The sequence below is a fragment of the Pedobacter steynii genome (assembly GCF_900103665.1).
Taxonomy (GTDB): Bacteria; Bacteroidota; Bacteroidia; order Sphingobacteriales; family Sphingobacteriaceae; genus Pedobacter; species Pedobacter steynii.
Map to the genome: position 1 here is coordinate 288,067 of NZ_FNGY01000006.1, position 25,373 is coordinate 313,439.

At 41.3% G+C, this 25,373-nt stretch carries 27 protein-coding genes; 14 read left to right on the forward strand and 13 right to left on the reverse strand.

Going from position 1 to position 25,373, the window contains the following annotated elements; all coding sequences use genetic code 11:
* Nucleotides 1-35 precede the first annotated feature (35 nt).
* The 4 genes from BLQ87_RS18090 to BLQ87_RS18105 are packed head-to-tail and all read left to right on the forward strand — an operon-like array spanning nt 36 to nt 3,681.
* Nucleotides 36-1,526, forward strand: coding sequence for a RagB/SusD family nutrient uptake outer membrane protein (locus tag BLQ87_RS18090; protein WP_074609542.1), 1,491 nt, complete (start codon nt 36-38; stop codon nt 1,524-1,526).
* Between the two features lie 28 nt (nt 1,527-1,554).
* On the forward strand, nt 1,555-2,214 hold the full coding sequence (locus BLQ87_RS18095) for a fasciclin domain-containing protein (RefSeq protein ID WP_074609544.1): 660 nt from the start codon (nt 1,555-1,557) through the stop codon (nt 2,212-2,214).
* A gap of 26 nt (nt 2,215-2,240) precedes the next feature.
* On the forward strand, nt 2,241-3,221 hold the full coding sequence (locus BLQ87_RS18100) for a DUF5007 domain-containing protein (protein WP_083361930.1): 981 nt from the start codon (nt 2,241-2,243) through the stop codon (nt 3,219-3,221).
* Nucleotides 3,222-3,255: 34 nt separating this feature from the next.
* Nucleotides 3,256-3,681, forward strand: coding sequence for a hypothetical protein (locus tag BLQ87_RS18105; protein ID WP_143010475.1), 426 nt, complete (start codon nt 3,256-3,258; stop codon nt 3,679-3,681).
* A gap of 100 nt (nt 3,682-3,781) precedes the next feature.
* Here BLQ87_RS18105 and BLQ87_RS18110 read toward each other — a convergent pair whose 3' ends face one another.
* Nucleotides 3,782-4,816 carry an acyl-CoA reductase gene (locus BLQ87_RS18110; RefSeq protein ID WP_074609548.1) on the reverse strand — a complete coding sequence of 345 codons (1,035 nt, stop codon included), beginning with the start codon at nt 4,814-4,816 and terminating at the stop codon, nt 3,782-3,784.
* A gap of 75 nt (nt 4,817-4,891) precedes the next feature.
* Between BLQ87_RS18110 and BLQ87_RS18115 the strand changes: the two genes are divergently transcribed.
* Nucleotides 4,892-5,242, forward strand: a complete 351-nt coding sequence (locus BLQ87_RS18115) for a 4Fe-4S dicluster domain-containing protein (protein ID WP_069380006.1) — start codon at nt 4,892-4,894, stop codon at nt 5,240-5,242.
* A gap of 63 nt (nt 5,243-5,305) precedes the next feature.
* On the opposite strand, the gene BLQ87_RS18120 is transcribed toward BLQ87_RS18115, so the two are convergent.
* On the reverse strand, nt 5,306-5,761 hold the full coding sequence (locus BLQ87_RS18120; protein WP_074609550.1) for a universal stress protein: 456 nt from the start codon (nt 5,759-5,761) through the stop codon (nt 5,306-5,308).
* A 257-nt stretch (nt 5,762-6,018) separates the two neighbouring features.
* Here BLQ87_RS18120 and BLQ87_RS18125 point away from each other — a divergent pair, with 257 nt between their 5' ends.
* On the forward strand, nt 6,019-6,801 hold the full coding sequence (locus BLQ87_RS18125; protein WP_074609552.1) for a C40 family peptidase: 783 nt from the start codon (nt 6,019-6,021) through the stop codon (nt 6,799-6,801).
* A gap of 260 nt (nt 6,802-7,061) precedes the next feature.
* Here BLQ87_RS18125 and BLQ87_RS18130 read toward each other — a convergent pair whose 3' ends face one another.
* The 11 genes from BLQ87_RS18130 to hisG all read right to left on the reverse strand — a co-directional run bounded on the left by BLQ87_RS18130 (nt 7,062) and on the right by hisG (nt 16,108).
* Nucleotides 7,062-7,538 carry an OsmC family protein gene (locus BLQ87_RS18130; protein WP_074609554.1) on the reverse strand — a complete coding sequence of 159 codons (477 nt, stop codon included), beginning with the start codon at nt 7,536-7,538 and terminating at the stop codon, nt 7,062-7,064.
* 72 nt (nt 7,539-7,610) lie between these two features.
* Nucleotides 7,611-8,507 (reverse strand): WD40 repeat domain-containing protein, encoded by an 897-nt coding sequence (locus tag BLQ87_RS18135; protein ID WP_074609556.1) that lies wholly within the window; start codon nt 8,505-8,507, stop codon nt 7,611-7,613.
* A 34-nt stretch (nt 8,508-8,541) separates the two neighbouring features.
* Entirely contained in the window at nt 8,542-9,039 is a 498-nt protein-coding gene (locus BLQ87_RS18140) for a 2'-5' RNA ligase family protein (RefSeq protein WP_074609995.1), read from the reverse strand.
* A 49-nt stretch (nt 9,040-9,088) separates the two neighbouring features.
* A complete protein-coding gene (hisIE, locus tag BLQ87_RS18145) occupies nt 9,089-9,679 on the reverse strand; it encodes a bifunctional phosphoribosyl-AMP cyclohydrolase/phosphoribosyl-ATP diphosphatase HisIE (protein ID WP_074609558.1) in 591 nt (196 codons plus the stop codon).
* A complete protein-coding gene (hisF, locus tag BLQ87_RS18150; RefSeq protein ID WP_074609561.1) occupies nt 9,676-10,431 on the reverse strand; it encodes an imidazole glycerol phosphate synthase subunit HisF in 756 nt (251 codons plus the stop codon). Before hisF ends, hisIE begins: the two co-directional genes overlap by 4 nt.
* A 4-nt stretch (nt 10,432-10,435) precedes the next feature.
* Complete coding sequence (gene hisA, locus BLQ87_RS18155) at nt 10,436-11,185, reverse strand: 1-(5-phosphoribosyl)-5-[(5-phosphoribosylamino)methylideneamino]imidazole-4-carboxamide isomerase (RefSeq protein ID WP_074609563.1); 750 nt, start codon at nt 11,183-11,185, stop codon at nt 10,436-10,438.
* Nucleotide 11,186: 1 nt separating this feature from the next.
* Nucleotides 11,187-11,780 (reverse strand): imidazole glycerol phosphate synthase subunit HisH, encoded by a 594-nt coding sequence (hisH, locus tag BLQ87_RS18160; protein ID WP_074609565.1) that lies wholly within the window; start codon nt 11,778-11,780, stop codon nt 11,187-11,189.
* Nucleotides 11,780-12,913, reverse strand: a complete 1,134-nt coding sequence (gene hisB / locus BLQ87_RS18165) for a bifunctional histidinol-phosphatase/imidazoleglycerol-phosphate dehydratase HisB (protein WP_074609567.1) — start codon at nt 12,911-12,913, stop codon at nt 11,780-11,782. Before hisB ends, hisH begins: the two co-directional genes overlap by 1 nt.
* A gap of 2 nt (nt 12,914-12,915) precedes the next feature.
* The gene (gene hisC, locus BLQ87_RS18170) at nt 12,916-13,962 is read right to left on the reverse strand and encodes a histidinol-phosphate transaminase (protein WP_074609569.1); all 1,047 of its coding nucleotides are present in this window, start codon (nt 13,960-13,962) and stop codon (nt 12,916-12,918) included.
* Between the two features lies 1 nt (nt 13,963).
* Complete coding sequence (gene hisD, locus BLQ87_RS18175; protein WP_172664862.1) at nt 13,964-15,250, reverse strand: histidinol dehydrogenase; 1,287 nt, start codon at nt 15,248-15,250, stop codon at nt 13,964-13,966.
* Nucleotides 15,251-15,256: 6 nt separating this feature from the next.
* Nucleotides 15,257-16,108 carry an ATP phosphoribosyltransferase gene (hisG, locus tag BLQ87_RS18180; protein WP_074609573.1) on the reverse strand — a complete coding sequence of 284 codons (852 nt, stop codon included), beginning with the start codon at nt 16,106-16,108 and terminating at the stop codon, nt 15,257-15,259.
* Nucleotides 16,109-16,398: 290 nt separating this feature from the next.
* Between hisG and BLQ87_RS18185 the strand changes: the two genes are divergently transcribed.
* The 8 genes from BLQ87_RS18185 (at nt 16,399) to BLQ87_RS18220 (ending at nt 25,368) form a co-directional block, all read left to right on the forward strand.
* On the forward strand, nt 16,399-17,976 hold the full coding sequence (locus BLQ87_RS18185; RefSeq protein ID WP_245723879.1) for a L,D-transpeptidase family protein: 1,578 nt from the start codon (nt 16,399-16,401) through the stop codon (nt 17,974-17,976).
* 21 nt (nt 17,977-17,997) lie between these two features.
* Nucleotides 17,998-20,043 (forward strand): BatA domain-containing protein, encoded by a 2,046-nt coding sequence (locus BLQ87_RS18190; RefSeq protein ID WP_074609575.1) that lies wholly within the window; start codon nt 17,998-18,000, stop codon nt 20,041-20,043.
* Complete coding sequence (locus BLQ87_RS18195) at nt 20,040-21,302, forward strand: dihydroorotase (protein WP_074609577.1); 1,263 nt, start codon at nt 20,040-20,042, stop codon at nt 21,300-21,302. The genes BLQ87_RS18190 and BLQ87_RS18195 overlap by 4 nt, the downstream gene beginning before the upstream one ends.
* Nucleotides 21,295-21,966, forward strand: coding sequence for a hypothetical protein (locus BLQ87_RS18200; RefSeq protein ID WP_074609579.1), 672 nt, complete (start codon nt 21,295-21,297; stop codon nt 21,964-21,966). Before BLQ87_RS18195 ends, BLQ87_RS18200 begins: the two co-directional genes overlap by 8 nt.
* Nucleotides 21,967-21,982: 16 nt before the next feature.
* Entirely contained in the window at nt 21,983-22,570 is a 588-nt protein-coding gene (locus BLQ87_RS18205; RefSeq protein ID WP_074609581.1) for a DUF4199 domain-containing protein, read from the forward strand.
* Between the two features lie 87 nt (nt 22,571-22,657).
* Entirely contained in the window at nt 22,658-23,611 is a 954-nt protein-coding gene (locus BLQ87_RS18210) for a glycosyltransferase family 2 protein (protein ID WP_074609583.1), read from the forward strand.
* A gap of 3 nt (nt 23,612-23,614) precedes the next feature.
* Nucleotides 23,615-24,583: a glycosyltransferase family 2 protein gene (locus tag BLQ87_RS18215; protein ID WP_074609585.1), complete on the forward strand. Its 969-nt coding sequence runs from the start codon at nt 23,615-23,617 to the stop codon at nt 24,581-24,583.
* Nucleotides 24,580-25,368 carry a hypothetical protein gene (locus tag BLQ87_RS18220; protein ID WP_074609587.1) on the forward strand — a complete coding sequence of 263 codons (789 nt, stop codon included), beginning with the start codon at nt 24,580-24,582 and terminating at the stop codon, nt 25,366-25,368. The genes BLQ87_RS18215 and BLQ87_RS18220 overlap by 4 nt, the downstream gene beginning before the upstream one ends.
* Nucleotides 25,369-25,373 lie beyond the last annotated feature (5 nt).

Below are 25,373 nucleotides of genomic sequence, written 5' to 3' on the forward strand. Positions count from 1 at the left end.
CGATCATGAATTTATCAAAATATAGAATAATAAGTATGCTCCTTTTAGGAGGAATGCTTTGCGGAGGTTTACTTTCCTGTAAAAAACTATTGGATCTTAAGCCTGAAGATTCCGTATACGAAGCGGTGTTTTGGAAAACAGAGACGGATGCTACTTCCGGATTGATGGGAGCGTACTCCTTACTTCGTAAGTCGCTGACGCTGGGCGGACAGGGGATGTCAAACTTTGTGTATGGTGATTTTACGACAGGTGTATTGAAAGAAGGTGGAGATTATGCACTGAATTTCCTGGTAAAAGGAGATGAATACTATGGAACAGGAATAAGTGTGGATGATTTCAGGGGAGATTACATCGAAGACTTTCAAAACTGGACGCCTTATTTCAAGACGATAACCCAGGCCAATACGGTGATAGAGAAAGTAGGTAAAATGCCTGATAATGCCTTTAAAAGTCTCGCTGTTAAACGCAAGATAATTGGTGAAGCTTTATTTATCCGCGCCTACACCTATTTTTATATGGTCAGGATTTGGGGAGATGTACCATTGGTGCTTCAATATGATCAGGATCCGGTATCCTCTAAAAATGTTCAGCGGACTAATGAAGCTGTGGTTTTGGATTCCTGCGCAGCTGATATGAACAGAGCGAGGTTATTAATGGGCTGGAATACTGGAAGCGATCATGCTGTAAGGGCTGATAAAGGTGCTGCTTTTGCTTTGCTTGCTCATGTAAACAGATGGAAATACTTTGTGACCAAAGAATCTGACAAAACTTTATTGACCAAATCCATAGCTGCAATTGATTCCATTACTGCTTCAGGGATGTACAGCCTGGTGCCGGCAGCAAATTTCGACCGCCTGTTTAAAGGAAGATCACAGGAAGGAATTTTTGAAATCAATACAAGTGCTGATCAGTTGGAATATCAACCAAATGGAGGTTTTTACCTGTATACACTAGGACAACCTTACATTCCCGAAAAAACAAAATCGACGGTTTTTAACAGCGAAGTAGTGGGTTGGTTCTTTAACGATCCTACTGATGCCCGTTATGACTATTACTTTGACCGCACTAAAGAAGAAGACCTTATTTTGACCAAGTATATTGGAAAGAACAACCAGAACCGGTTTTTCCTGGATCCGGGAAATAACAGAGGTGGACTCGTTAATTGCAACATCAGTATTTTCCGCCTGGCTGAAATGAAGCTTTTAAGGGCAGAATGTAACGAATTGCTAGGTCGCAGTTCAGACGCTTTAACGGATCTGAATGATGTGAAACTGAGGTCTAACCTGACGGGGTATTCGGGTGCTGACCTGAAAACGGAGATTTTTGAAGAGACATTCCGCGAATTGTTCTGTGAAGGGCATTCCTGGTACGACATGGTGAGGAATAAAAGACTCGTAGAATACCTTGATCGTTTTCCTCAATCCAGATTTGATGAAGAAGGCTGGAAATGGCCGATAGCAAGATCGCTGTTTGTGACGAATAAAGATCTGGCCCAAAACAAATACTGGGTTGGCAGATTAAGGTAAATCAGTGTTTCATTTAAAAAAGATTCTCATGAAAAATAAATTAGTATACATTTTAACCTTCTTCGGGCTCTGCCTTATCGTAACTGCCTGTAAGAAGAAAGACTACCTCATCGGAGGAGACCTTCATGATCCGAGGGTAAATATGACGACCTATGACTTTTTGAAAAGTAAACCTTTGTTCGATACGCTAACCAGGCTCATCGATAAAGCAGGAATGAAAGAAGAGATCAATGGAAATACGACCTTCTTTGCGCCTACCGATTATTCTGTTGCAGAACTGCTGATCCGACGTACCAGAATTATCCAGCGAAAATACAATAATGAAAACCTTAAGTATACGCTGGATAGCCTTCCTGTTCCGGAATTAAGGGATTCCCTGCGTTCCCATCTTTTTACAGGAGCCATCAACCGCGAAAATTTGTCGTTGGAAAACAAGGTGTTTAAAAGTAAATCAAACGAAGATTATTCCATTCTGCTAATTGAAACGACAGCGTATACAGGTACAGTGACCACCAAGCCACAGTATTTGTACCTGGTGAGATTAAGGAACGGACTGGACCCAAAACCGTTGCCTGACAATTATCCGGATGCGGATAAAGACATTCAGGAACTGACCCAGACGTCTGGAATTATCACGACCAATGGAATCCTGCATGTGTTGAACAACAGGCATAAATTTTACTGGTAATATTTAACCACATTAAATCAAAAGAAATGAAGATTATAAGATCTGTTTTAGTGCTGATTGCATTAATAAGTGTAGCCTGGTTAGGCTGTAAAAAGATTCCGGTAGGTTTTATTGGTGAATCAATGTATTATAAAGATAGCCCTTTCAAGGTTGAACAGGGAAACATTAAGCAGGTAACGAGTTCACTTAATCTGGATGGTTCCACGCTTCCGGTATTGGTGAAATTGTTAGAAGTACGAAAAAAGGGAACCACTCAGCGTGCTGAAGAGTTTTATGCAGAACATGAGGTTTATGTTTATAAACAACCTATTGACCCGGCAGTAGACACGACTATCGCAATGGTCAATGCCAAACGGGAGAAGAAAATGCTTCCTCCATTTGAGTTTTTACCAAGCGGACAGTTCCTTTTCAATGCAGGGACGTCGTTCCTCCCTCCGAGATCACAATATGAGTTTGATGTTGAAGTAAGTAATGAAAGCGGTATGCGTGTGTATAAGAATATTGGAGAAATCCAGCTTCTTGATGCGGAATTGTTTAAATCTTATGCCATTGCCAACAGCTGGTTCTCGGATCAGACGGGATTGAGCGGAACAGTAGATGCTACTCCGGAAATGATCATCACAAAAGTGAGCAATGAGGGCACAAGTGTAAGCGTGAAAATTGTGGATAAAAATGGCGTTCCTTTCAATCCGAAAAAAGGGGAGATCATCAAAAGGGGAGACCGTCCTACTTTCGAATCCTATGCTAAATTTAATCCGGTAGTGATTGGAGATGAAACGATGACCTGTAATTATGAAATTACTCCTTTCCCGATGAAACGGATCAGTGGTTATGGGGACTTCCTCATTTATTACCGCATTCCAAGCACTTATGCCAAACTGGATAATTTTCCTCCCGGACAAGCGCCAGGTTCTACCTTTAGCATCAACCCGAGATTTGGATTTCAGATCAAACAGCTGGGGACTTACCTGATTACAATTAAATTAAATGGCTTGACGCATAAATAAGTAAATATTAAACCAATAATTAAACTCAACAATTATGAAAATGTTATCCCTTTTCCGAATGAGCAGTGCATTGGCAATTGTAATGTTTGCCAGTAGTTTTACCAACAGTAAGGAGCTAAATGCTGTTCCTCAGGCTAATGTGAGGGTGGTTCCTCCTGTTACAGTGACAGAGACCATCAATATCCCCTGGACTTCCCAGACGGCTACTGCTACCTTGACTTATGGCTCGTCCGGATCATCTCTGTATCAGATTACGGCTAGTATCAATGGCACGAGCCTGACCAATCTTAGTCTCGCTTTGGTGAATCACCAGGGAGGAACGATCAATGTAGATACTTTCCAAACGCGTGTGGTAGATCCGGCTGGAGGTTATGAGTACGATATTGAGGTTAAAGTTTCCGGGGTAGTCGGAGGACAATGGAGAATACAATCTTTCACTGTTGAGGCTATTGTGAACTAAGCTGAAAAGCTGAGGTCTGAAATGGCCTTTTAATTTGTTCGCATGTTTAATCAAACCACAAGCGGTACTGTTATCAGTACCGCTTGTGGTCGTTTTATACCTATCTGTTCGGTGTTTTAATCCCGTTAAGGAAGGCAATAGTGTTTACATTGTCTGCATAATCCCATAATCTTGGATGCTGACTCTGGCCAGGTGTTAATACAGTCGTATTCAATTCTAAATCTGCATTTGAAACGACACACTGAATATTCTCCGCCTCCTGATTTAGCCTTTCCTGAACTTCGTTCAGGTTCTGGTAACGCTCATAATATAAAACCGCAAGAGGGGAAGCCATATTGGTGTCTTCTTTTAGCAATAAGAACCCATTATCATAATGCGTGGCTGCATTTACCAGGTAAATAGACTTGTTATAATCGTAATTGTTATTGTACTTAAAGTGGTTAACGATGGGTTGGAAAGGTTCCAGTGGCTCATAGAAGTTTTTGATATCGTAATCTTCAGGAATGTAAAGTTTCGATACATTTCTGCAGCCTAAGCCAAAGTAATCAAAGATATCATGTCCCAGCATTGCAATTTCTGCTGTGCTTTCTTTTCCGGTCAGTACGGCAATGCTGTTTCTGTTCTTTCGGATGATATTGGGCACTTTACTGAAGTAAAATTCAAAGTATCTGGATGTATTATTGCTTCCGGTTGCGATTACCGCATCAAAATCTTTGAGACGTTCTACGTAAACAATGCGTTCTGCCAGGAGCGGCTCGATGGTCATCAGTTGTTTAAGCAGGGCAGGAAGTAGCTTATCATCGGAAGATGAAAGCTTGATCAAGGCCGTATTTCCGGTAGCAAGTACAGAAATCACATCATGAAAACCAACTACCGGGATGTTTCCGGCCAGAATCAACCCTACTTTTTTCGGGGTGTCACTTACCTTAATGTCTTTAAACCAGGTTTCAAGATCGGCTTCATTCAACATCTTATATAGGGCATTTAATGCCTTTTCTACCTCTTCAACCGTGAACCAGGCATTGCTGTTTGGGGCTGATAAAATTAAATTTTTGAACTCAGGATCCGGATTGGCAATAAAGTCAGTAAGTTTTTTGAATGCAATAATTAGTTTTTCAGCAGTAAGCATTGGCATATTCCAGATATTTTAAAGTTTATGTGTTATATTTGCATTGCAAAGGTAAACTTAGCATTAGATATAGACGAAGACATGGCTATTAAAATAACAGACGAATGTATTAACTGTGGAGCATGTGAGCCTGAATGCCCCAATAATGCGATTTATGACGCAGGCACGGCCTGGAGATTCTCCGATGGTACCAATTTAAATGGTATTATCGATTTCGGAGGTAAAGAAATTGATTCAGAATCTGCTATGGAAGCAGTATCTGATGAAGTTTATTATATCGTTTCCGATAAGTGTACAGAATGTAAAGGGTTTCATGATGAACCTCAATGCGCAGCGGTTTGTCCGGTGGATTGTTGTGTTGATGATGAAGATATCCGCGAAACTGAAGAGGAGTTATTGGCAAAAAAGGCCTGGTTACATCAGGAAAATTAGTCTTTAAACTAAGATCATAGAAAAGAGGATGTCCAACTGGCATCCTCTTTTTATTTTTAAGGATTAATCTTTATCCTCGAATTTGTTCGGAACGATGAGTACTGGACATGCCGATTTTCTGGCCACATGCTCTGCCACACTTCCCATTAAGAAGTGATAGAGGCCCGTGCGTCCATAAGTTCCGATGACAATCAGGTTGGACCCCCATTCATCTGATTGTTGAATGATGCCATGTGCGGCGCTGTCAATCACACTCAGATAGGTGGTTGGGATTCCCAGGCTATATTTTGATTCTATTTCTTTCAGGAGCATATGACTGTTCTCCTCGCTATTGTCGTAAGTTTCTAAAAAAACAGGAGCTAAAGTCAGATCCGGGTTGATATTTGCCGGTATCGGTTCTATAATATTGACGAGCGCCACCTCGGCACCAAATGTCTTTGCGATCTCATAACCTGTTTTGGCCGCCTTTTCGGAACAGGTACTATTGTCGACCGCAATTAAAATCTTTTTAAGGTTCATGATCTTACAAATTAAATTGATATGCTATAGATACATCTGGTATCTGTTAATTGTTTTACTAAAGCTTGTCAGTATGGTCATTGGTTTAAACAATAAGGCCTATATAAAAATACGATTTTTTTGAAAAATCTGTTGAGCCTGCTTAAATGTGTACAGAATTTGAATGAATGGACACTGATGCAAAAAAAAACGGGGAACAGTAATTGTAATAATCACACAGTTATGCTTATTTTTATTGCGCGAGACTAACTTATCATATGGGACAAGAATATGGAATTTGCCGGGTAGCAGTAGCTCCCCTAAGGACTGAGGCCTCTGATAGGGCTGAAATCAGTTCCCAGTTGCTTTTTGGAGATCATGTTGAGGTTCTTGAAAAAAAAGAGAAATGGTGGCTGATCTACAATGCCTATGATGGATATGAGGGCTGGATGGACTTTAGACAGCTCGCTGAACTGTCCCTTGAACAGTACGTTAAAAATCACGATTGTGACCATGTTGTTCCTGCTGAGCTGGCGAGCATTGTGATTGATGAGGCAGGCAGCAAATATTTTTTATCTCCGGGAAGCAATCTTCCTATGTTGGAAGAGGGCTTTTGTTCCCTTGGTTCGGAGAAATTTATGGTCATGTTTACCCCAAAAAAGACCACTGCCTTTCATACGGCTGAAGATATAGTGACCAATGCTTTATTTTTTCAAAATGTCCCTTACCTATGGGGCGGAAGAAATCTTTTCGGTCTGGATTGCTCCGGGTTTGTACAAATCGTGTACAAGTTAAATGGCATTCAGATGAAACGGGATGCATGGCAACAGGCAGAGCAAGGTACCGATGTTAATTTTCTACCACAGGTGAAAGCCGGAGATGTTGCTTTTTTCGACAATGAAGAGGGTAGGATCACCCATGTAGGTATTATGCTGAACGCAAATGAAATTATTCATGCTTCGGGAAAAGTAAGGGTAGATCCAATCGACGACCAGGGCATCTACAATGTAGAACTTGGGAAATATACCCATCATCTGAGGATAATTAAGCGCTTTATCTAAAGCTGGCTATTGCTGGACCCTTATTCTCCCCATTCCTCCAAAAGTGCTGTTTGGTCAGATTAAAATGTGATTCAAATCCTTTGCAGATGCGTTTTATTTCAATTGATGGTCACCTGACCATCAATAGGAGGTTGATAGGTCCTTAATTGGTCCTGTGGACCTTTAAACGATGTTTCTGAAATCAAGTGAAGGTTGATTTTATGCGAGCGCATATTTATGCCATATTCATATCATATGAAAAACATGGAAAACGGGCGATCTTAAGCCCCTTCTACCACGCATTGTGGCTGGTGCTTTACCGGAAAATTACAGGAATTGGCAATAAAACACATCTTATGGGCCTGTTCGTGCAGCGAATTGGCTTTTTCGATGTCTGCTTTATTGGTGATGGTCACTACAGGATTTAAGGTCACTTCAGTAAAGCGGCCACTTCCGTCAGGCTCTTCGATCATGGTGCCCACTGCATTGTCTTTATAATCCATGACAATGATCTCGTTCTGTGAGCATAAATGAAGGTACCAAAGCATGTGACAGGAAGAAAGGGAAGAAACCAGCAGATCTTCAGGATTGTGTTTGGTTTTGTCTCCTAAGAAGGCGGAATCGGATGAACCGGCAAGGTCGGCTTTGTGGTCAATTGAAATCACATAGTTCCGATCATAAGAGCGGTAATCCATTGTTCCGGATCCTTTATTCCCTGTCCAGGTAAGTGCGGTTTTGTATTGATGTTCTTTAGCCATGATCTGTACTTGTTTACACCAATTTAAACAATCTTCTTTTCCTTTTCTTAGTTTTTTTGAAAGTAAATGGCATTATTTTGATTCCCAGACCATTACTTGTCTGTCGTCACCTGTAGAAATTAAATAACGGCCGTCTTCGCTCCAGATCAGCTTGTTGATTGAATGGAAATGTCCCTCGGTATTCTTTTCCAGGCTTAGAATTCTGTATAGTTTGAAATCTTCAGCTCCCCAAAGTTTAATGCCTTTATCCTGGCTGCAGGTGGCGAAATATGGCTTTGTAGGATGGAAAGCAATCGCATAAATGCTGAACATATGTGCGGCAATACTGTTGATCAGTTCATATTGAGGCAGGCTCCATACTTTCAACTGCGCATCTCTGCTGCCGGAGATCAGGTAATTTCCGGTGGGGGCGTATTGTAATGCGGTAATGGGCAAAGTATGTGCATTCAGTTCCCGAATCAGGCTATAGTCTTCGGAATGATAAATGCGGATTACTCCATCTTTGCCACCCAATGCAATTTCCTTTTCATTATTACTTAAGGCAATCGACCGTACTGTTTGCTGGATTACCGGGAAATGGTATAATAAGGAGAAGTCTTTTAGCGACCAAACGGCAAGCATTCCATCCTCACCGGTGCTGATCAGCTCATTCTTATAACGAATGGTTTTAAGGTCGAAAACTCCTTTTTGATGGAAGCTTAAATTGGCGATCACTTTTTCTTCGTCGAGGTTAAAGACGAGAATCAAACCACTTCGCTGCGCAATGAATAACAGGTTTTCGTGGCGGTGTAAAGCGTAGACAGAACTTTGTACCGGAACCAGAACTTTTACAAAACCCATGGTTTCCAATGACCACTCTACAACACCTTTGTCATTTCCTGCACTAAAGAAGGTGTCTTTTTTAGGCGAATTGGCAAGGGCGTAAATGGGGTTTTGGTGTCCGTTAAGGGTATGTAAGTGCTGTAGCATGTTTATTTTTGTTATTAATTTATGCAAAGATAAATTAGATTTGAAATTCTTCAATTGTAAACCACTGTCCTCCGTCTTTCTGTTCAATTAAGCTGATTTTATTAAAACTTAGCTGAGCAGGTAATTTATATGCCTGAATCTGTTCAAAAATCAGATCAGTACAAGTCGAGTTTCGGGGATGCATTAAAGTTATATGTGCCTCCTGTTTGCGGGGGGACGCATTTATACCTTTCAAAACCATAGTCCTTAGCTCATCAAACGCTGAGTTTTGTTCTTTTGCAGGAATCAACACCCCTTTTCCATTTTCAAATCTTAAGGGAGGGTTAAATTCTATTTCAAGAGGTTTATTGCCGGCGATGGATTTGATATTTGCAATAACTGTTTCAATGGATGCGATTTCATCTTCTCTGCACAGGGTAATATGAGCCGCAATGAGCTGATATTGTATTGGGTTAAATTCAGCACGTATTTTTTCAATGATTTCGTTTTGATCAGAAATGAATAACGTAAGTTGTCTTCTCGTTTCGTACATTTTTAAAGAAAAAATACATGCTGAGGTAATGTAGTTTAAAAAGACCGCCTTATTTGCGGTGTCTTTTTTCCAGGTTTTGGGCGATTTCACTCAGGCTTTTTCCTTTTTCTTTCAGCAAAACCAAAAGATGGAAGATCAGGTCTGAGCTTTCATTTACAAAATCTTCATCGGTCTCATTTAATGCGGCAATTACGGTTTCGACACCCTCTTCGCCTACTTTCTGAGCGATTTTGTTTAAGCCTTTCTGGCGCAGTTTGTTCACATAAGACTCCTCAGAAGGGTTTTCGTAACGGTCGGAAATAATGCTTTCGAGTTCAAAAAGGAAATTCTGATTGTAATCTGTTTTAAAACAACTCCTGCTTCCGGTATGGCAGGTTGGGCCTACCGGACTTGCTTTAATTAAAATTGTATCCCGGTCGCAATCGATATGTGTTTCTTTCACAAAAAGGAAGTTTCCACTTTCTTCACCCTTGGTCCACAGGCGGTTTTTAGACCTCGAAAAAAAGGTCACTTTGCCTTCTTTCTGAGTTTTCGTCCATGCTTCCTGGTTCATGTAGCCCAGCATTAAAACTTCCAGGGTCTGTTCATCCTGTATAATTACAGGGACCAGCCCATCCGTTTTTTCAAAATCTATATTCATAACCTTACAGGTATATTGTGGTATTTTAATTTTTGTTTCAGGTCGGGGATGGGGATTTCACCGAAGTGGAATACCGAGGCCGCCAGGGCTGCATCGACACCTGTTTTTTCGAAGACTTCAATGAAATGTTCTACCTTTCCTGCACCGCCGGAGGCGATTACAGGAATATTGATCATTTGGGTAATGGTATTCAGTAAACCACAGTCAAAACCTTGTTTGGTGCCATCATGGTCCATAGAAGTCAGGAGGATTTCTCCTGCACCGAGGCCTTCCGCTTTGCGGATCCAGTCTTCGGTTTCCAGTTCCGTGATGAGTCTTCCTCCGTTGAGGTGAACCATATTTCTGCCTTCCACCAGTTTCGTGTCTACGGCTACCACTACGAACTGAACACCAAAATTTCTGGCCAGTTCTTCAATTAATTCCGGGTTCTTTACTGCTGCGGAATTGATACTGATTTTATCTGCACCTGCATTCAGCAATGCTTCGGCATCCTGTACGGTGGTTATTCCACCTCCGATGGTAAAAGGGATGTTCAGCTGACGGGCAACTGATTTCACCATTTCTATCATCGTTTTTCGGCGTTCATGCGTGGCCGTAATGTCGAGGAACACCAACTCATCCGCTCCCTGCTGTGCATATTGCCAGGCCAGTTCTACCGGATCACCTGCATCCTTAAGGTCAATAAAGTTAACTCCTTTAACCGTTCTGCCATCTTTAACATCCAGACATGGAATGATACGTTTGCTCAGCATTGGCTTAAAGGGAGGTCATTTGCTTTAGATTCCAGTCTTTAATCTCATCAATAGAGACTCTGTTTTCATAGATGGCTTTACCTACTACCACAGAACGGATGTCTAATTTCGCCAGTTCTTCTACGTCTTCCATCGAGCTGACTCCGCCTGAAGCGATCAGTTTAATGAAAGGAGAGTGCTCCAATAGTTTCTTATACAAATCTATTGCTGCACCACCCAGTTTACCGTCTTTGTTGATGTCGGTACACAGGAAGCGGAAAAAGCCGAGTTGTAAACATTTGTCAACGTAATCCATCAGTTTAATTGGTGAGCTTTCCATCCAGCCGGAATATTTGATCACTTCATCCAAAACATCAATCGCGATCACGATTCTGTTGGCATAATCATATTTCTTACCAACTTCTTTGCTCAGCTCGGCAAGGAAATCAGGGTTAGTGATTGCCTGTGTACCTACAATGACCCGGTGAATTCCGGCATCTAACAGGTTCGTTACCTGTTCGATCGTCCGGATACCGCCGCCATATTGTACGCGCATATCTGTTTTACTGATGATTTCAAAAAGTGCTTTTTGATTGCTAAAATCACCTTTTGCACCATTTAAGTCGATTATATGTATGAATTCTGTACCATTAGAGCGGTAGGTTTCGATCATTTCGGCGATGGAAACATCATATTCAGTTTTCTGGTTATAGTCACCTTCTCTGAGGCGAACTACTTTCCCATCTAAAATATCAATTGCGGGGATAATGTACATCTTACTGTTTTAAGTTTGAAAAATTCTTTAATAAATGCTCTCCGGCGATGCCGGATTTCTCCGGGTGGAACTGCACGCCATAGAAATTATCTTTATGTATTGCTGCAGAAAATGGCATCCCATAATTTGCAGTCGCAATATCAAAAGTAGGGTTATATTCAATAAAGTACGAATGGACAAAGTAAAATTGTGTCAGGTTTTCAACACCTTCAAACAAGGAATTGTTTTTGTGATCGATGTTATTCCATCCCATGTGTGGAATTTTAATCCCCTGATCCTTATTGAATAACCTCGTTTGTAAAGGGAAAATGTTCATCATTGTGGCATCCCCTTCTTCAGAATGGGCAGTAAGCAGTTGCATTCCTACACAGATGCCAAGGACTGGTTTCTTTAATGCCTTAATCGGTTCTACCAATCCCGTATCTTCCAGCTTTTTCATTGCCGCACCGGCATGACCTACTCCCGGAATGATGATGTGGGTATATTTCTCCAGATCAGCTTCGGTATTCACCATTCCGTAAGGAAGGTGTTGTCTTTCCAGGGCCGAAGTCAGGGAGAAGATATTACCAGCGCCATAATTTACAATTCCAATCATTACAATACTCCTTTAGTGCTTGGTAAGACTAATTTCTCGGCATCACGTTTAATCGCCATCTTGATCGCTTTTGCAAAAGCTTTGAAGATGGATTCAATTTTATGGTGTTCATTTTCTCCTTCGGCTTTGATGTTCAGGTTAGATTTTGAAGCGTCACTGAAAGATTTAAAGAAGTGGTAGAACATTTCTGTAGGCATATCACCCACCATTTCGCGTTTAAAATCTGCATCCCAGACGATCCAGTTTCTTCCGCCGAAGTCAATTGCTGCCTGTGCCAGACAATCGTCCATCGGCAGGCAGAAGCCATAACGTTCCAGTCCTAGTTTATTCCCGATTGCTTTGGCAAAAGCCTCGCCAAGGGCGATCCCTGTATCTTCAATCGTATGGTGTTCATCGATGTGGAGGTCGCCATTCGTTTTAATTTTCAGGTCGATGCTGCCATGACGGGCAATCTGATCGAGCATGTGGTTAAAGAAGTTTAAGCCCGTATCAATCTCTGCTTTTCCTGTGCCGTCAAGATCAATATCAATGCTGATCTTGGTCTCATTGGTATTTCTTTCATGGTGCACGGTTCTCGTTCCTGCTTTTAACATCGTATAGATGTCTTCCCAGTTTTGGGTTCTCAGGGCAATCACGTCTGAAAGCGTTTCTATTTTATCCAGGTTCTCATTTGCGCCGAGATCCAGGTTGTTCGACAACCAGATGGCTTTTGCACCCAGGTTTTTTGCCAGGACAACATCATTGATCCTGTCGCCGATAACAAAAGAGTTTTTCATATCGTATCCTTCTTCCATAAAATGCAGCAGCAGGCCTGTATTGGGCTTGCGTGTCGGTGCATTTTGGTGTGCAAAGGTTTTATCAATAATCACTTCACTGAATACCACACCTTCATTGGCAAAGGTTTTCATGACGAAATTATGTACCGGCCAGAAGTTTTGTTCCGGATGTGAATCCGTTCCGAGTCCGTCCTGATTGGTGACCATAACCAGGTCGAAATCCAGCTCTTTTGCTATTTTTGAAAGGTAATAAAGCGAGCGAGGGTAGAATTCCAGCTTTTCAAAAGAGTCGATCTGCTCATCAGCGGGTTCAGTAATGAGGGTGCCGTCTCGGTCAATAAATAATACTTTCTTCATGGTTAGTTGTTAAGCGATTTTAAAGCTTCTAAGAGAATTTGGTTTTCCTGGGTAGTTCCTATGGTGATTCTAAGACATCCTTCGCAAAGTGTTACTTTAGAACGGTCTCTGACGATGATGCCTTGTTCTACCAACGCGTCATAGGTTTTCAACGCATCAATGACTTCAATTAGTATGAAATTGGCATCCGAAGGATAAACTTTTTTCACGAGTGGAAGGTTGGCCAATTCCTGACTCAGGCTTTCTCTTTCTGAGACCGTTACTTTGATCCATTCGTTTACCTGTCCTATATTTTCCAGGGCTTTTAAAGCCAGGTCCTGTGTCGCCTGATTGATGTTATAAGGTGGTTTTACCTTGTTCAGGATATCAATTACCGGGCGGGCGGCAAATGCCATTCCCAAACGAAGTGCGGCAAGTCCCCAGGCTTTAGAAAATGTTTGCAAAATAACCAGGTTAGGATATTCCGTTAATTCGGGAATAAAGGTCCTTTGTTTAGCGTAATTGATATAGGCCTCGTCGATGACAACAAGTCCGTTGAAATTGGCTAAAACTGTTTCTATATCTGTACGGATGATTGAGTTTCCGGTCGGATTGTTTGGCGAGCAGATGAAAATCAGTTTTGTGTTTTCGTCGATCGCTTCCGCTACCTTTTCCAGATCCAGCTGAAAACTTGGAAGCAGGTTTACCTTGCGGACTTCAACATTGTTGATATTGGCTGAAACTTCGTACATCCCATAAGTTGGAGGAAGTATGATTACGTTGTCTTTTCCCGGTTCACAAAAGGCGCGGAAAAGGAGGTCAATCGCTTCATCGCTTCCATTTCCAAGGAAGGTGTTTTCTATCGGTACGCCTTTTATTTTACTCAACGCATCTTTAAGATCAAGTTGCAGAGGATCAGGGTATCTGTTGAAATTCTGATCCAGCGGAGAACCATATCCGTTCTCATTTGCATCTAAAAAAACGCTTGCCTGTCCTTTATATTCATCTCTCGCGGTAGAGTAAGGGCGGAGATTTTTGATGTTTTCCCGTTGTAAGTTATTGATATCCATCTTATGATTTTAAACGAATAGTGATTGCATTTTTGTGTGCCTGCAGGCCTTCGGCTTGCGCCAGGACCTCTACAGTACGTCCTATATTGGTTAAACCCTGTTCGGTGATGTGCTGAAAGGTGATTTTTTTAAGGAAAGAATCCAGAGATACTCCCGAATAAGCTTTAGCAAAACCACTGGTAGGGAGGGTATGGTTGGTTCCTGAAGCATAATCTCCCGCACTTTCAGGAGTCAGGTTGCCCAGAAATACCGATCCTGCATTATAAATCAGGGGTATAAGAGGTTCAAAACCTGTTGTTGATAAGATCAGGTGCTCCGGAGCATAGGCATTGCTGAATTCCATTCCTTGTTCCAGGTTATCCACGAGAACCGCATAGGAGTTTTCAATTGCTTTTGCAGCAATGTCTTTCCTTGGAAGGTCCTGTATTTGTAATTCAATCTGTTTTAGGGTGTTTTCTATGATTTCTTTGGATGTAGCGACCAGGATGGTCTGGCTATCTGTTCCATGTTCTGCCTGCGCCAGTAAATCTGAAGCGATGTAAGCTGGGTTGGCGGTCTCATCCGCAAGCACTAAAACTTCTGAAGGACCCGCGGGCATGTCAATTGCTGTCATGGTTGCCGACTGGATCAGTTGTTTTGCCTGAGTCACATAGCGGTTTCCCGGTCCAAAGATTTTGTACACTTTAGGAACACTTTCTGTTCCGTAGGCCATGGCAGCAACGGCTTGTGCGCCGCCAACGAGGTAGATCCGGTCTATACCTAACTTTAAAGCGCAATAGGCAAGATAGCAATTGGTCTTTCCGTCCTTTTGAGGAGGGGAGCAAACTACAATTTCTTTACATCCCGCTAAAACTGCCGGAATGCCGAGCATCAGAAAGGTGCTGGGCAGCACTGCCGTTCCGCCTGGAATATACAGGCCCACACGTTCTATTGCCCTTGATTCGCGCCAGCAGGTTACGCCTGGCATGGTTTCAATCTTGCTTTCTGAACTGGATTGTGCGGCGTGGAAGGTTTTGATATTGGCATAAGCGATATCAATGGCTTCCTTTTCTGCTGAAGGAATACCTGCAGCAATGATTTCTATTTCTGCTGCATCGAGGTATAGTTGTGTTAAGGAGACCTGGTCAAACTGTTGTGCATAATCCCGCAGGGCGATGTCACCTTCCGTTTTTACCCGTTCCACGATGTGTTTTACCCGGTCCTGGATGCTGCTATCGTCTTCGAGCTGTCTTAAACAGATTTCTTCAATCTGCTGTTTAGATAAGTCTTTATAACTGTAAGTCTTCATCAGATTTTAGGCAATTATTTTTTCAATTGGCATCACTACGATCCCTTGTGCACCGGCCGCTTTCAGGCTGTTGATCTTTTCCCAAAAGTCGTGTTCTGCAATTACGGAATGAACGGCAACCCATTCTTCATCGAACAATGGCACCACGGTTGGGCTTTTCACGCCAGGCAATAGGTCTACTACTTTTTTAAGGTTTGTTTTTGCCACATTCAGCACCACATATTTGGTTTCTTTGGCGCGTAAAACAGAAAGAATTCTTTGCAACAGCTCCTGAACTTCCGGTAGCAACTCTGAGCCTTTACTTCCGATCAGAACAGCTTCAGATTTCATCACTTCCGAGAAAGGCTTCAATCCATTGCTTTTTAAGGTTCCTCCGGTAGAAACGATGTCGCAAATGGCATCACTTAATCCCAGTCCCGGACCAATTTCTACAGAGCCGGAGATCGTTCTGATGTCTGCATTGACGTGATTTTCTTTGAGGTACTTATCCAGAATTACCGGATAGGAGGTAGCGATGGCTTTGCCTTCTAACTGAGCGATCTCTGTGATCCTGCTTTCATTAGGGATGGCAATCTTCAGCGTGCATTTTCCGAAGCCTAATTTCTGAAGATAGGTCACTTCAGCGCCAGCTTCTACAATGACGTTTTCGCCCACAATACCAAGATCGGCAATGCCATCCTGAACATATTCCGGAATATCATCATCTCTTAAAAAAAGAATTTCTAAAGGGAAATTGGTAACGGTGGATATAAGGGAGCTTTTGTAGTTTTCAAATGATAAACCACAATTTTTAAGAATTTCTACTGATTTTTCGTTTAGCCTGCCAGATTTCTGGATAGCAATTTTAAGTGTTTTCAATTATGCTGTGTTGAAATTTGTTGATTATTGGACAAGAAGATAGTTCCGAAACAAGTTTTGAAGTACAAAACATTACATATACATCGCCGACAGGCGATGGTGCAAATGTAAATGATGGTTCAAAATTTGATTCATAATTCTATTTAAGTCCTTAATCAACAATGACTAGCATGCTGAGGAGCTGCAAATATATAGATACAATTTACAAATCAAAATATATATGGCATTTTATTTGATTATATCGCTTCAATAAATATAATTAACATCTAGTTTTGCAAAAAAATACCATCTTGAAAAAAGCGTTACTCTTATTGATTCCCTTTTGTTTGCTGTTAAATGCCTGTTCCTGGTTTAAAGATACTCCTGAGGTCGGTTTAATCCTCTCAAAACATTTCGACAGAAAATTGTATAAAGACTTTGATACTGCAGCCTATAATGTAGTGTTTAGGAAACACTATGACTCTTTAAAGGGGAAATTATCCAATCCCAATACCATCAAAAAGTTCTACATCAACCATAATTACGAGCCTCGTTTGGTAAGTCTGTACTTTCCGGCCGGAGCTTTGGATACGCTGGAAGCGTATATCGGAAAAAGTGAAGATCATGGTTTTAATCCCGATAACTTCCGTCAGAAGCAGTTAGATGCGGCGCTAAAAGAGCTTGCAGCTGATAAATTCAAGAAAATTGAAGAAGTATATCCCGTAATTGCTGATCTGGAGCTGAATGCTGCGGAGGCATTGATCAAGTATGATAATTACATGAGCTATGGGGTCGTAAACCCACGTAAGCTCTTTTCAAGATATTATGTCCCGGTAAAGCGTCCGGATAGTGCCAGTATGTCTGGTGCATTGGCAACCAAAGATTTGGGTAAACTCCTGAAAGAGATACAGCCATCTTCGAAACAATACCTTGCACTTCAACACAGACTGAACATTCTAAAAAGGGAAGGTCTTGGTAAAGGTGATCAGGCAAAGACAATCATGGTCAACATGGAACGTTTGAGGTGGAAGTTACCCGAGATGGGAAAGGAATATGTGGAAGTAAATATTCCTGATTTTTCACTTACCTGGTTTAATCAGGAAGATACGGTTAGCCATATGAAAGTATGTGTAGGTGGAAAAAGAGAAGAGGGATATGCAGCGAAGATTGCCAAATATGCGAAGAGCGGCAATCTCGACGACAAGCCTAAAAACCACGAAACGCCGATTTTGTATAGTAAACTGAACTCTATTCAGGTAAACCCGGTATGGAATATTCCTGTCAGCATTGCCAGAAATGAAATTTACTGGATGGCACGTAAGGATCCTTATTACCTTTCCAATAGCAATATTAATGTTTACAGGAATGGAAAACTTATTGGAGAACCTGATACCATTCAATGGAGCAACTATTCAAGGGAGAAGTTACCTTATCAGTTTAAACAAGGATCGGGAGATGGAAATGCTTTGGGGAAATTTAAATTCATCTTTGATAACGGGTCCAGCATTTACCTGCACGATACCAATAATAAAAACGGATTTAACAAAGCCAACCGCGCCATCAGTCATGGTTGTGTGCGTGTAGAAAAGCCATTAGAATTTGCGCAAAACCTGGTTCGTGATAAATATCAGTACGATCAGCTGAGAATGGAAGTGAACCTTCCTCCATTGGATACAAACAGGATGAATTCCTATAGAAAGAAGCTTGCTAAAAAAGCAGATACCGTAAATTTATTTAAATTGAAGCCTACCTGGTTTGGAACAAAAAAGCCTGTGCCCTTGATTATCAACTACATTACGGCATGGTCTCAGAATGGAAGCATCCAGTTCAGACCGGATGTCTACGGTTTAGATGAAACTTTATGGCTGGCTATGAGAAAATTCATGTAAAAGTTCTACCTTTGGTTTTTAATGAATTTCCTATACCCAGGTTTTCTTTTTGCACTGCTGGCAATAGCCATTCCTATTGCAATTCACTTATTTAATTTCAGGAAATTCAAGAAGGTATATTTTAGTAATGTACAATTCTTAAAGGAAGCTAAAGAACAGAACTCCGCCAGGGAAAAGCTAAAACATTTACTCGTCCTGATCAGCAGAATTCTTGCGGTCATCTTTTTGGTCTTTGCTTTTGCAAGGCCCTTTATTCCATTATCCTCCACAGGAGAGCCGGGAAGAAGAAACCTGATCAGTATTTATATTGACAACTCCTATAGCATGGAGACTGTTAACAAGGAGGGGAGCTTACTCGATGAAGCGAAAAGAAAGGCAAAAGAAATTGCAGCGGCTTATCAGCTCAATGATCAGTTCCAGCTCCTGACCAACGATTTTGAAGGGAAACATCAACGGGCCGTCAACAAAGAGGAGTTTATACAATTGCTGGATGAGCTGAAGATTTCGCCTGCAAGCAGAAGCCTGCAACAGGTGGTCAACAGGTTGCAACGTGAAAGCGGGGCGAACAGAAATCAGATCGCCTATTTGTTGTCCGATTTCCAGAAAAGCTTTGTGGGCATTCAACCGGTTCAGTCGGACAAAGACATTCGCTATTCCCTGATTAAATTGAACGCCAACAGTCTTCCCAATATTTCTGTGGATAGTGTATGGAGCTTGTCGCCGGTACATCAGCCCAATCAGGCAGAGCAGCTTGTGGTTCAGCTTCACAACTATGGAGAAGAAGACGCTGCCGATATTCCTATAAAATTAACCATCAACCAGCAACAAAAAGCCATTAGTAATACTAAAGTTCCTGCCGGTAAATCTGTAAGAGACACTTTATCCTTTAGCGGATTACAAAAGGGCTGGCAAAAAGGGCTGCTGACGATTAAAGACTTTCCACTCACTTTTGATGATGCACTGAATTTTAGTTTCCAGGTGAATACGGAAATGAAGGTGTTAAACATTAGTGGAGATCCTTCACAAAAATTCATTAAATCGCTGTTTGCTGCTGACCCTTATTTCAAACTCAGTGAGATGCCGGAAGCGAATATTAAGTATTCCAGCTTTTCTGATTACAGCCTGATTGTACTCAGCGGATTAAAACAACCTTCTTCCGGACTGGCTCAGCAACTGAAAAGCTATGTGAAAAACGGTGGATCGGTGGTCATCTTTCCGGATCTTGATGCGAATGGAGCGGTGTATACCCCATTTTTAACTGCTTTGTCTTTACCCGCGGTAAAGCAACTCAACTCAGGGCCGGCCATTACGAGCAGTATCGAATTGAAAGATCCTGTTTTCAGAGACGTATTTGATCAGGTGCCTTCCAATATGGACCTTCCGGTGGTGACGCGTTATTTCAGTTACCTGGAAAGGAATGCCGGAGGAAAACAAGGCATTCTGCAATTGCCTTTGGGTCAGTTTCTTTTTGCCAGATATCCTTCCGGAGCGGGGGCAATGTATTTGTCGGCCAGTTCGTTGGATCCCAAAGACGGGAATTTGTCCAGACATCCGGTATTTGTACCGATGATGTTTAAAATTGCGTTCTCGAGCGTCAAAGAGCAGCCTTTATATTATACCTCAGGAGAGAGCGACCTGCTGGAGCATCAGAAGATTTCTTTGGGGGCCAATCAATCTTTGACCTTAAAATCTGATGGAATAGAAGTCATCCCTGAAGTCAGACAAATACCGGGAAAAACACTGTTGTACGTCGCAGATCAGATCCGGAAGCCTGGTTTCTACGACTTAAAGAAAGCGGATTCTGTATTGGCGGTAGTGGCTTTCAACGACAACAGGAAAGAATCTGATATGCATTATGCCACAGATCAAAGCCTGACCGATTTATTCGGCAAGCAAAAGATCGCCCTTTACAATTCTCAGAAAGATGCTTTGTCCTTAAATATCCAGGCAAAAAATAACAGCATAGAGTTATGGAAACTTTGCCTAATTTTGGCTGTTGTTTTTTTAGCCATTGAAATACTATTGATCCGATTTTTTAATAAAACAAAAAACATACAAACACCATGAATCTTCTCATCACTGGCGTAACTATTGCCGACCCAAACAGCCAGTTCAATCAAAAAACTTGTGATGTACGTGTAGAACAGGGCAAGATTACTGCTATTGGGAATAACCTGAAGCCTGCAAATAAGGAAGAAGTTTTTGATGGAACCGGTGCGATCTTATCTCCGGGATTCTTTGACCTGAACTGCTCCATCGGAGATCCGGGTTTTGAAACCAAGGAAGATATAGAAACGGCAACCAGGGCTGCCATGTCCGGAGGTTTTACCGGCCTGGCTGTTTTACCACATACCAAACCGGTGGTTCATTCCAAAGGGGAGGTGGCCTATATCATCAATAAAGCAAAAGGAAATTTGGTAGATGTATTGCCTGTAGGGGCAGTAAGTCATGACCTGGAAGGTAAAGAGCTGGCAGAAATGTACGATATGCAGCAATCCGGAGCGGTAGCTTTCTCTGATGGGAGCAAGCCGATTACAGACGATGGTTTCATGAGCCGTGCATTACAATATGTAAAAGGTTTCAATGGACTGATGATGGTGCATCCGGAAAACAAATCCATAGCGGGGAAATCACAGATCAATGAAAGCAAGACGAGTGTGTTGCTGGGCATGAAAGGTGTTCCTGCACTGGCGGAAGAAATGCACATCAGCAGAGATATTTTCCTTGCAACTTATCACGATGCGCCGCTACACATCAGCAACATTACTACTGCCGGATCGGTAGCGCTGATTAAAAGAGCAAAAAAAGATGGGGTAAAGATCAGCTGTGATGTGGCTGCACATTACCTGGTATTTACGGAAGAATTGTTAAACGATTTCGACAGCAACTATAAAGTGAAACCTCCTTTGCGTGGTAAGTCAGATACAAAAGCATTGTTAAATGGTTTGAAAGACGGGACCATTGATGCGGTATGTTCGCAACACCGTCCGCAGGAGATTGAGTTTAAAGCAGTAGAGTTTGAAATCGCTTCTTATGGCATTATTGCTTTACAAACGGTTCTGCCTTTATTGATCAAAGCTGGATTAGATGCTGGTCAGATTGCCGAAAAGCTTTCCATCAACCCGCGCAAATTATTAAACCTTCCTGTACCTGTGATCGCAGAAAATGCAGAAGCCAATTTTACGGTTTATCACCCGGCGAAGGAATGGGAATACAATACCGCTAACAATCAGTCAAAATCTGCAAATTCGCCGCTTTTGAATAAAAAATTAACCGGTAAAGTTCAACTGGTATATAACAACAAACAATTACAAGCATATGGATAATCATGTAAGAACAGCGCTAATTGCGTCGTTAGATAAATTTGCTGCGGTATCTGGAAAAGATTCCATCAAATTAGAAGAAGGGTTGATCGAAGTATTTAGTAAGGATCTTGGCTTCCTTGAAAAAGTAGAGGAATTCGATGAGGTGTTTAATGACTATCCGGCTTTTGAGGAACTAAGAGAAGTTTTCTTTGACTTGCTGATGATCAACTTCTTCGCCAATGACGTGAAGAAACTGGAAGAAGATTACCTGGAGTCGGATGAGTGGGCAGATATTGAAGAAGAGACGATCGAAAGAGGTACAGAGCTTTTAAACCTGTTGTTATACATCAACGAGTGTCATGATGAGCGCATTAAACCAGAGCTGGGCGACTTCCTGAAGGAATTCTTATTGGTAGAAGAAGATGAGTTCCAGGATGAATTTCACATCTATGAAGACCTGATCAGCAACCAGAATCTGGTAGAAAGCAGCATTGAAGACATCTGTAGTCATGTTGGAATGATCGAAATAGGAGAAGAAATGGAAGATTTATTTATTCCTTTCATGGCCTTCTTCCATCAGCCAAAAGAGAGTGAGCAGGTGATCAAAGATTTGCAGGAATATAGCCCTAACAAAGAATTTGATGTTGCAGTTTATACGTTAATTGCTAATTTTAATAAAAACTAGCTAAACGCTTATAGATATGGAAACCGAACAACCATTAGATAATTTAAAACCAGAAGCAGCTAAGAACGGATTGATTCTGGGCCTGATCACTTTAGTATTGGGGGTCATCTCCGCTTATGTTTTAGTGAAAGCGACTTCAATGTGGGCAATTTTCCTTGTTCCTATTGGAATTGGTTTCCTCATTCCGGTGATTCTTGCTGTGTTCCTTTCTCTTGACCTCAGAAAAAAGATTGGTGGTTATTGGAACCTTCGTCAGGCAACTTCCGGAATATTTATCATGTTTCTGGCTTCGTATATTATTTCTACCGGTGGGAACTTTGTTTTTACCAAACTGATAGAACCAACGATGTCTTCGCAGATTCAGAGTTCCGTTACCAATGCAACTGCTTCAATGATGAGAGGGCAGGGCGTGGATGAGGCAACTATTGAAAAGAAAGAAGCGGAAATGGCGGAGCAATTTGCTAAAAAAGAATCGGGAACGATGATACAAACCATTCAGGGGCATCTGATTGCAGTGATCATTATTTTTGTTGTGGCTTTACTTTTTGGCGCCATATTTAAAAAATCTCCTCCATTATTCTTTACAGAAGACAAAGAGGAATAATTATATACATTATCAGGCAACGTGCAGTTTTATCATTTTATTTGATGAAATTTGCACGTTGCTTTTTTTTAGTACGTTATTTAAGTCATGGATATTTCTATTGTAGTTCCTTTATATAATGAAGACGAGTCTCTTCCCGAGTTAACTTCCTGGATTGCCAAAGTAATGGCAGAAAATAACTTTTCTTATGAAATCCTGTTTGTTGATGATGGAAGTACAGATAATTCATGGTCTGTAATTGAAGATTTGAAAACTCAGTTTGATGCGGTAAAAGGCATTAAATTCAGAAGGAATTACGGTAAATCAGCGGCCTTGAATGTTGCTTTCGAAGCGGCACAGGGTGATGTAGTAATTACCATGGATGCAGATCTACAAGACAGCCCGGATGAAATTCCTGAGTTGTTTCGCAGGATCAAAGAGGAGAAGCTGGACATCATCTCCGGATGGAAAAAGAAACGCTACGACCCGATCACCAAGACCATTCCTACCAAATTATTCAATGCAGCTACCAGAAAGATGTCGGGTATTCAGCTGAACGATTTCAACTGCGGGCTAAAAGCATACCGTCATGATGTGGTGAAAACCATTGAAGTGTATGGAGAAATGCACCGTTATATTCCTGTAATTGCCAAATGGGCCGGTTTCAAAAAGATCGGTGAGCAGGTAGTAGAACACAGGGCCAGAAAATATGGGGTTACTAAATTTGGATTGAGCCGTTTTATCAATGGCTTCCTGGATTTATTGTCTATCTTTTTTGTGGGCAAGTTTGGGAAAAGACCGATGCACTTTTTTGGTTCATTAGGTGTATTCAGCTTCTTACTTGGAACTTTCATGGCTTTATGGCTGATTGGAGAGAAACTCTACCATATTGCCATGCTGATCCCTTATAAAAGAGATGTGACCGAGCAGCCGTTATTTTATATTTCGTTAGTGGCTATTATATTAGGTTCACAGCTTTTCCTTACCGGATTTGTAGCTGAGCTCGTTACCCGTAATGCGCCTGAAAGAAATGCTTATCTGATAGAAAAGGAGATCCTTTAATACATGTTTTTTTCTATAATTATACCGCTTTATAACCGCCCTCAGGAAATTGACGAGTTACTGAAAACATTAACCCATCAAACCTATACTCAGTTTGAGGTGCTGGTCATTGAAGATGGTTCTACTAATGATGCAAAGGCAATTGTACAGAAATATGAGCAGTTGCTCGATGTAAAATATTTCTTTAAGCCCAATGAAGGACAGGGTTTTGCCAGAAATTATGGTTTTGAAAGAGCCAAAGGCGACTATTTCGTCATCTTTGATTCCGATTGTCTGATTCCGGAAGATTACCTGGAGATTGTGAAGAATTATCTGTTTGAGCATCACCTGGATGCTTACGGAGGACCGGATGCGGCACACCAGAGCTTTACTCCTGTACAAAAGGCCATCAGTTATGCCATGACTTCTCCATTTACCACGGGAGGGATCAGGGGCAATAAAAAACACATCGGACAATTCCATCCCCGAAGCTTCAATATGGGTGTTTCCCGCGAGGTATATGAAAAGGTGGGTGGATTTATCCTCACCCGTTTAGGGGAAGATATTGAATATAGCATCAGGATTCATGAGAACGGATTTAAGATTGGTTTAATTCCTGCAGCTAAGGTTTTTCACAAAAGAAGGACGAGTTTTAGTCAGTTTTACAAACAACTGCACTTTTTCGGTAGAGCAAGGATCAATATTTATAAACATTTTCCTTCCGAGTTGAAATTAGTACATTTTTTTCCGGCAGCATTTACATGTTTTGTCTTATTTAGTGTATTCATGAACATCTTATGGCCAGCTTTGGCTTATATCTGTGATTTTATATTATTGGTATACTTTGTGATGATCTTTTTTCATTCCTGGCAAGTCAATAAGTCAGTTAAGGTTGCATTTTTTAGTATAATTGCATCGTTTATTCAACTAACCGCTTATGGGTTAGGGTTTATGCAAGATTTTTTTAAGCGTGTAGTATTTAAACAACAATGATAAATTTTTTAAAGGAGAGTACATTTACAGTGAATGAGGTAATTGTCAAAGCATGGGCGGTTACCAGAAGGAATTACTTCTCTATCGCTACACTATGCTTTTTGATGTTCATCACCTCCAATGCCTCGGGCTTGATGGCATTCTTTCTGAAAGATGTGAATAAAGGGCTGAGTGCATTAATGGCACTGGTTTTCATCATGTTCTATTTTACGATCAATCTTTCTCTTTTTCGTTATATTTTCCATTTACTGGACGATGAAGAGCGTGAGGTGAGTATCGTAAGTACCATTCCGACCAAGCGACAAATCATCAGGTTCCTGATTGGAATGTTGTATTTCATCCTTTGTATTGCAGGGGTGTACACGGTAGTCATTCTTGTTGCCTTTCCTTTCATTTACACTGGAATCAGAATGGAGATCATTACCAATATTGCCATTTCTATCGGGATCATTGCCATGTTTATCACCTGGGTAAGGATTTCCTTTTATCCATTCTTTATCCTGGATAAGAATCTGGCACCTTTTGCCTCTATTAAATACAGTCTGGCTACAACAAGAGGGAATTTTACCAAAATCTTATTGCTGTTATTGATACTGGGTAGTTTTTACCTGTTGTGCATGTTCTTTGGTTATATCAAATGGCCGATTATTGCTTTTCTTTTGAATGTTCTGAGCTCCTTTATTATCGTTCCTTTATCCAGCGTTGCCCTGACCATTGCTTATCGCAAAATGGTGAGTGAATACAAAGGAGAAGGTGAACCAGATATTTTACACAATATAGTTTAATACGC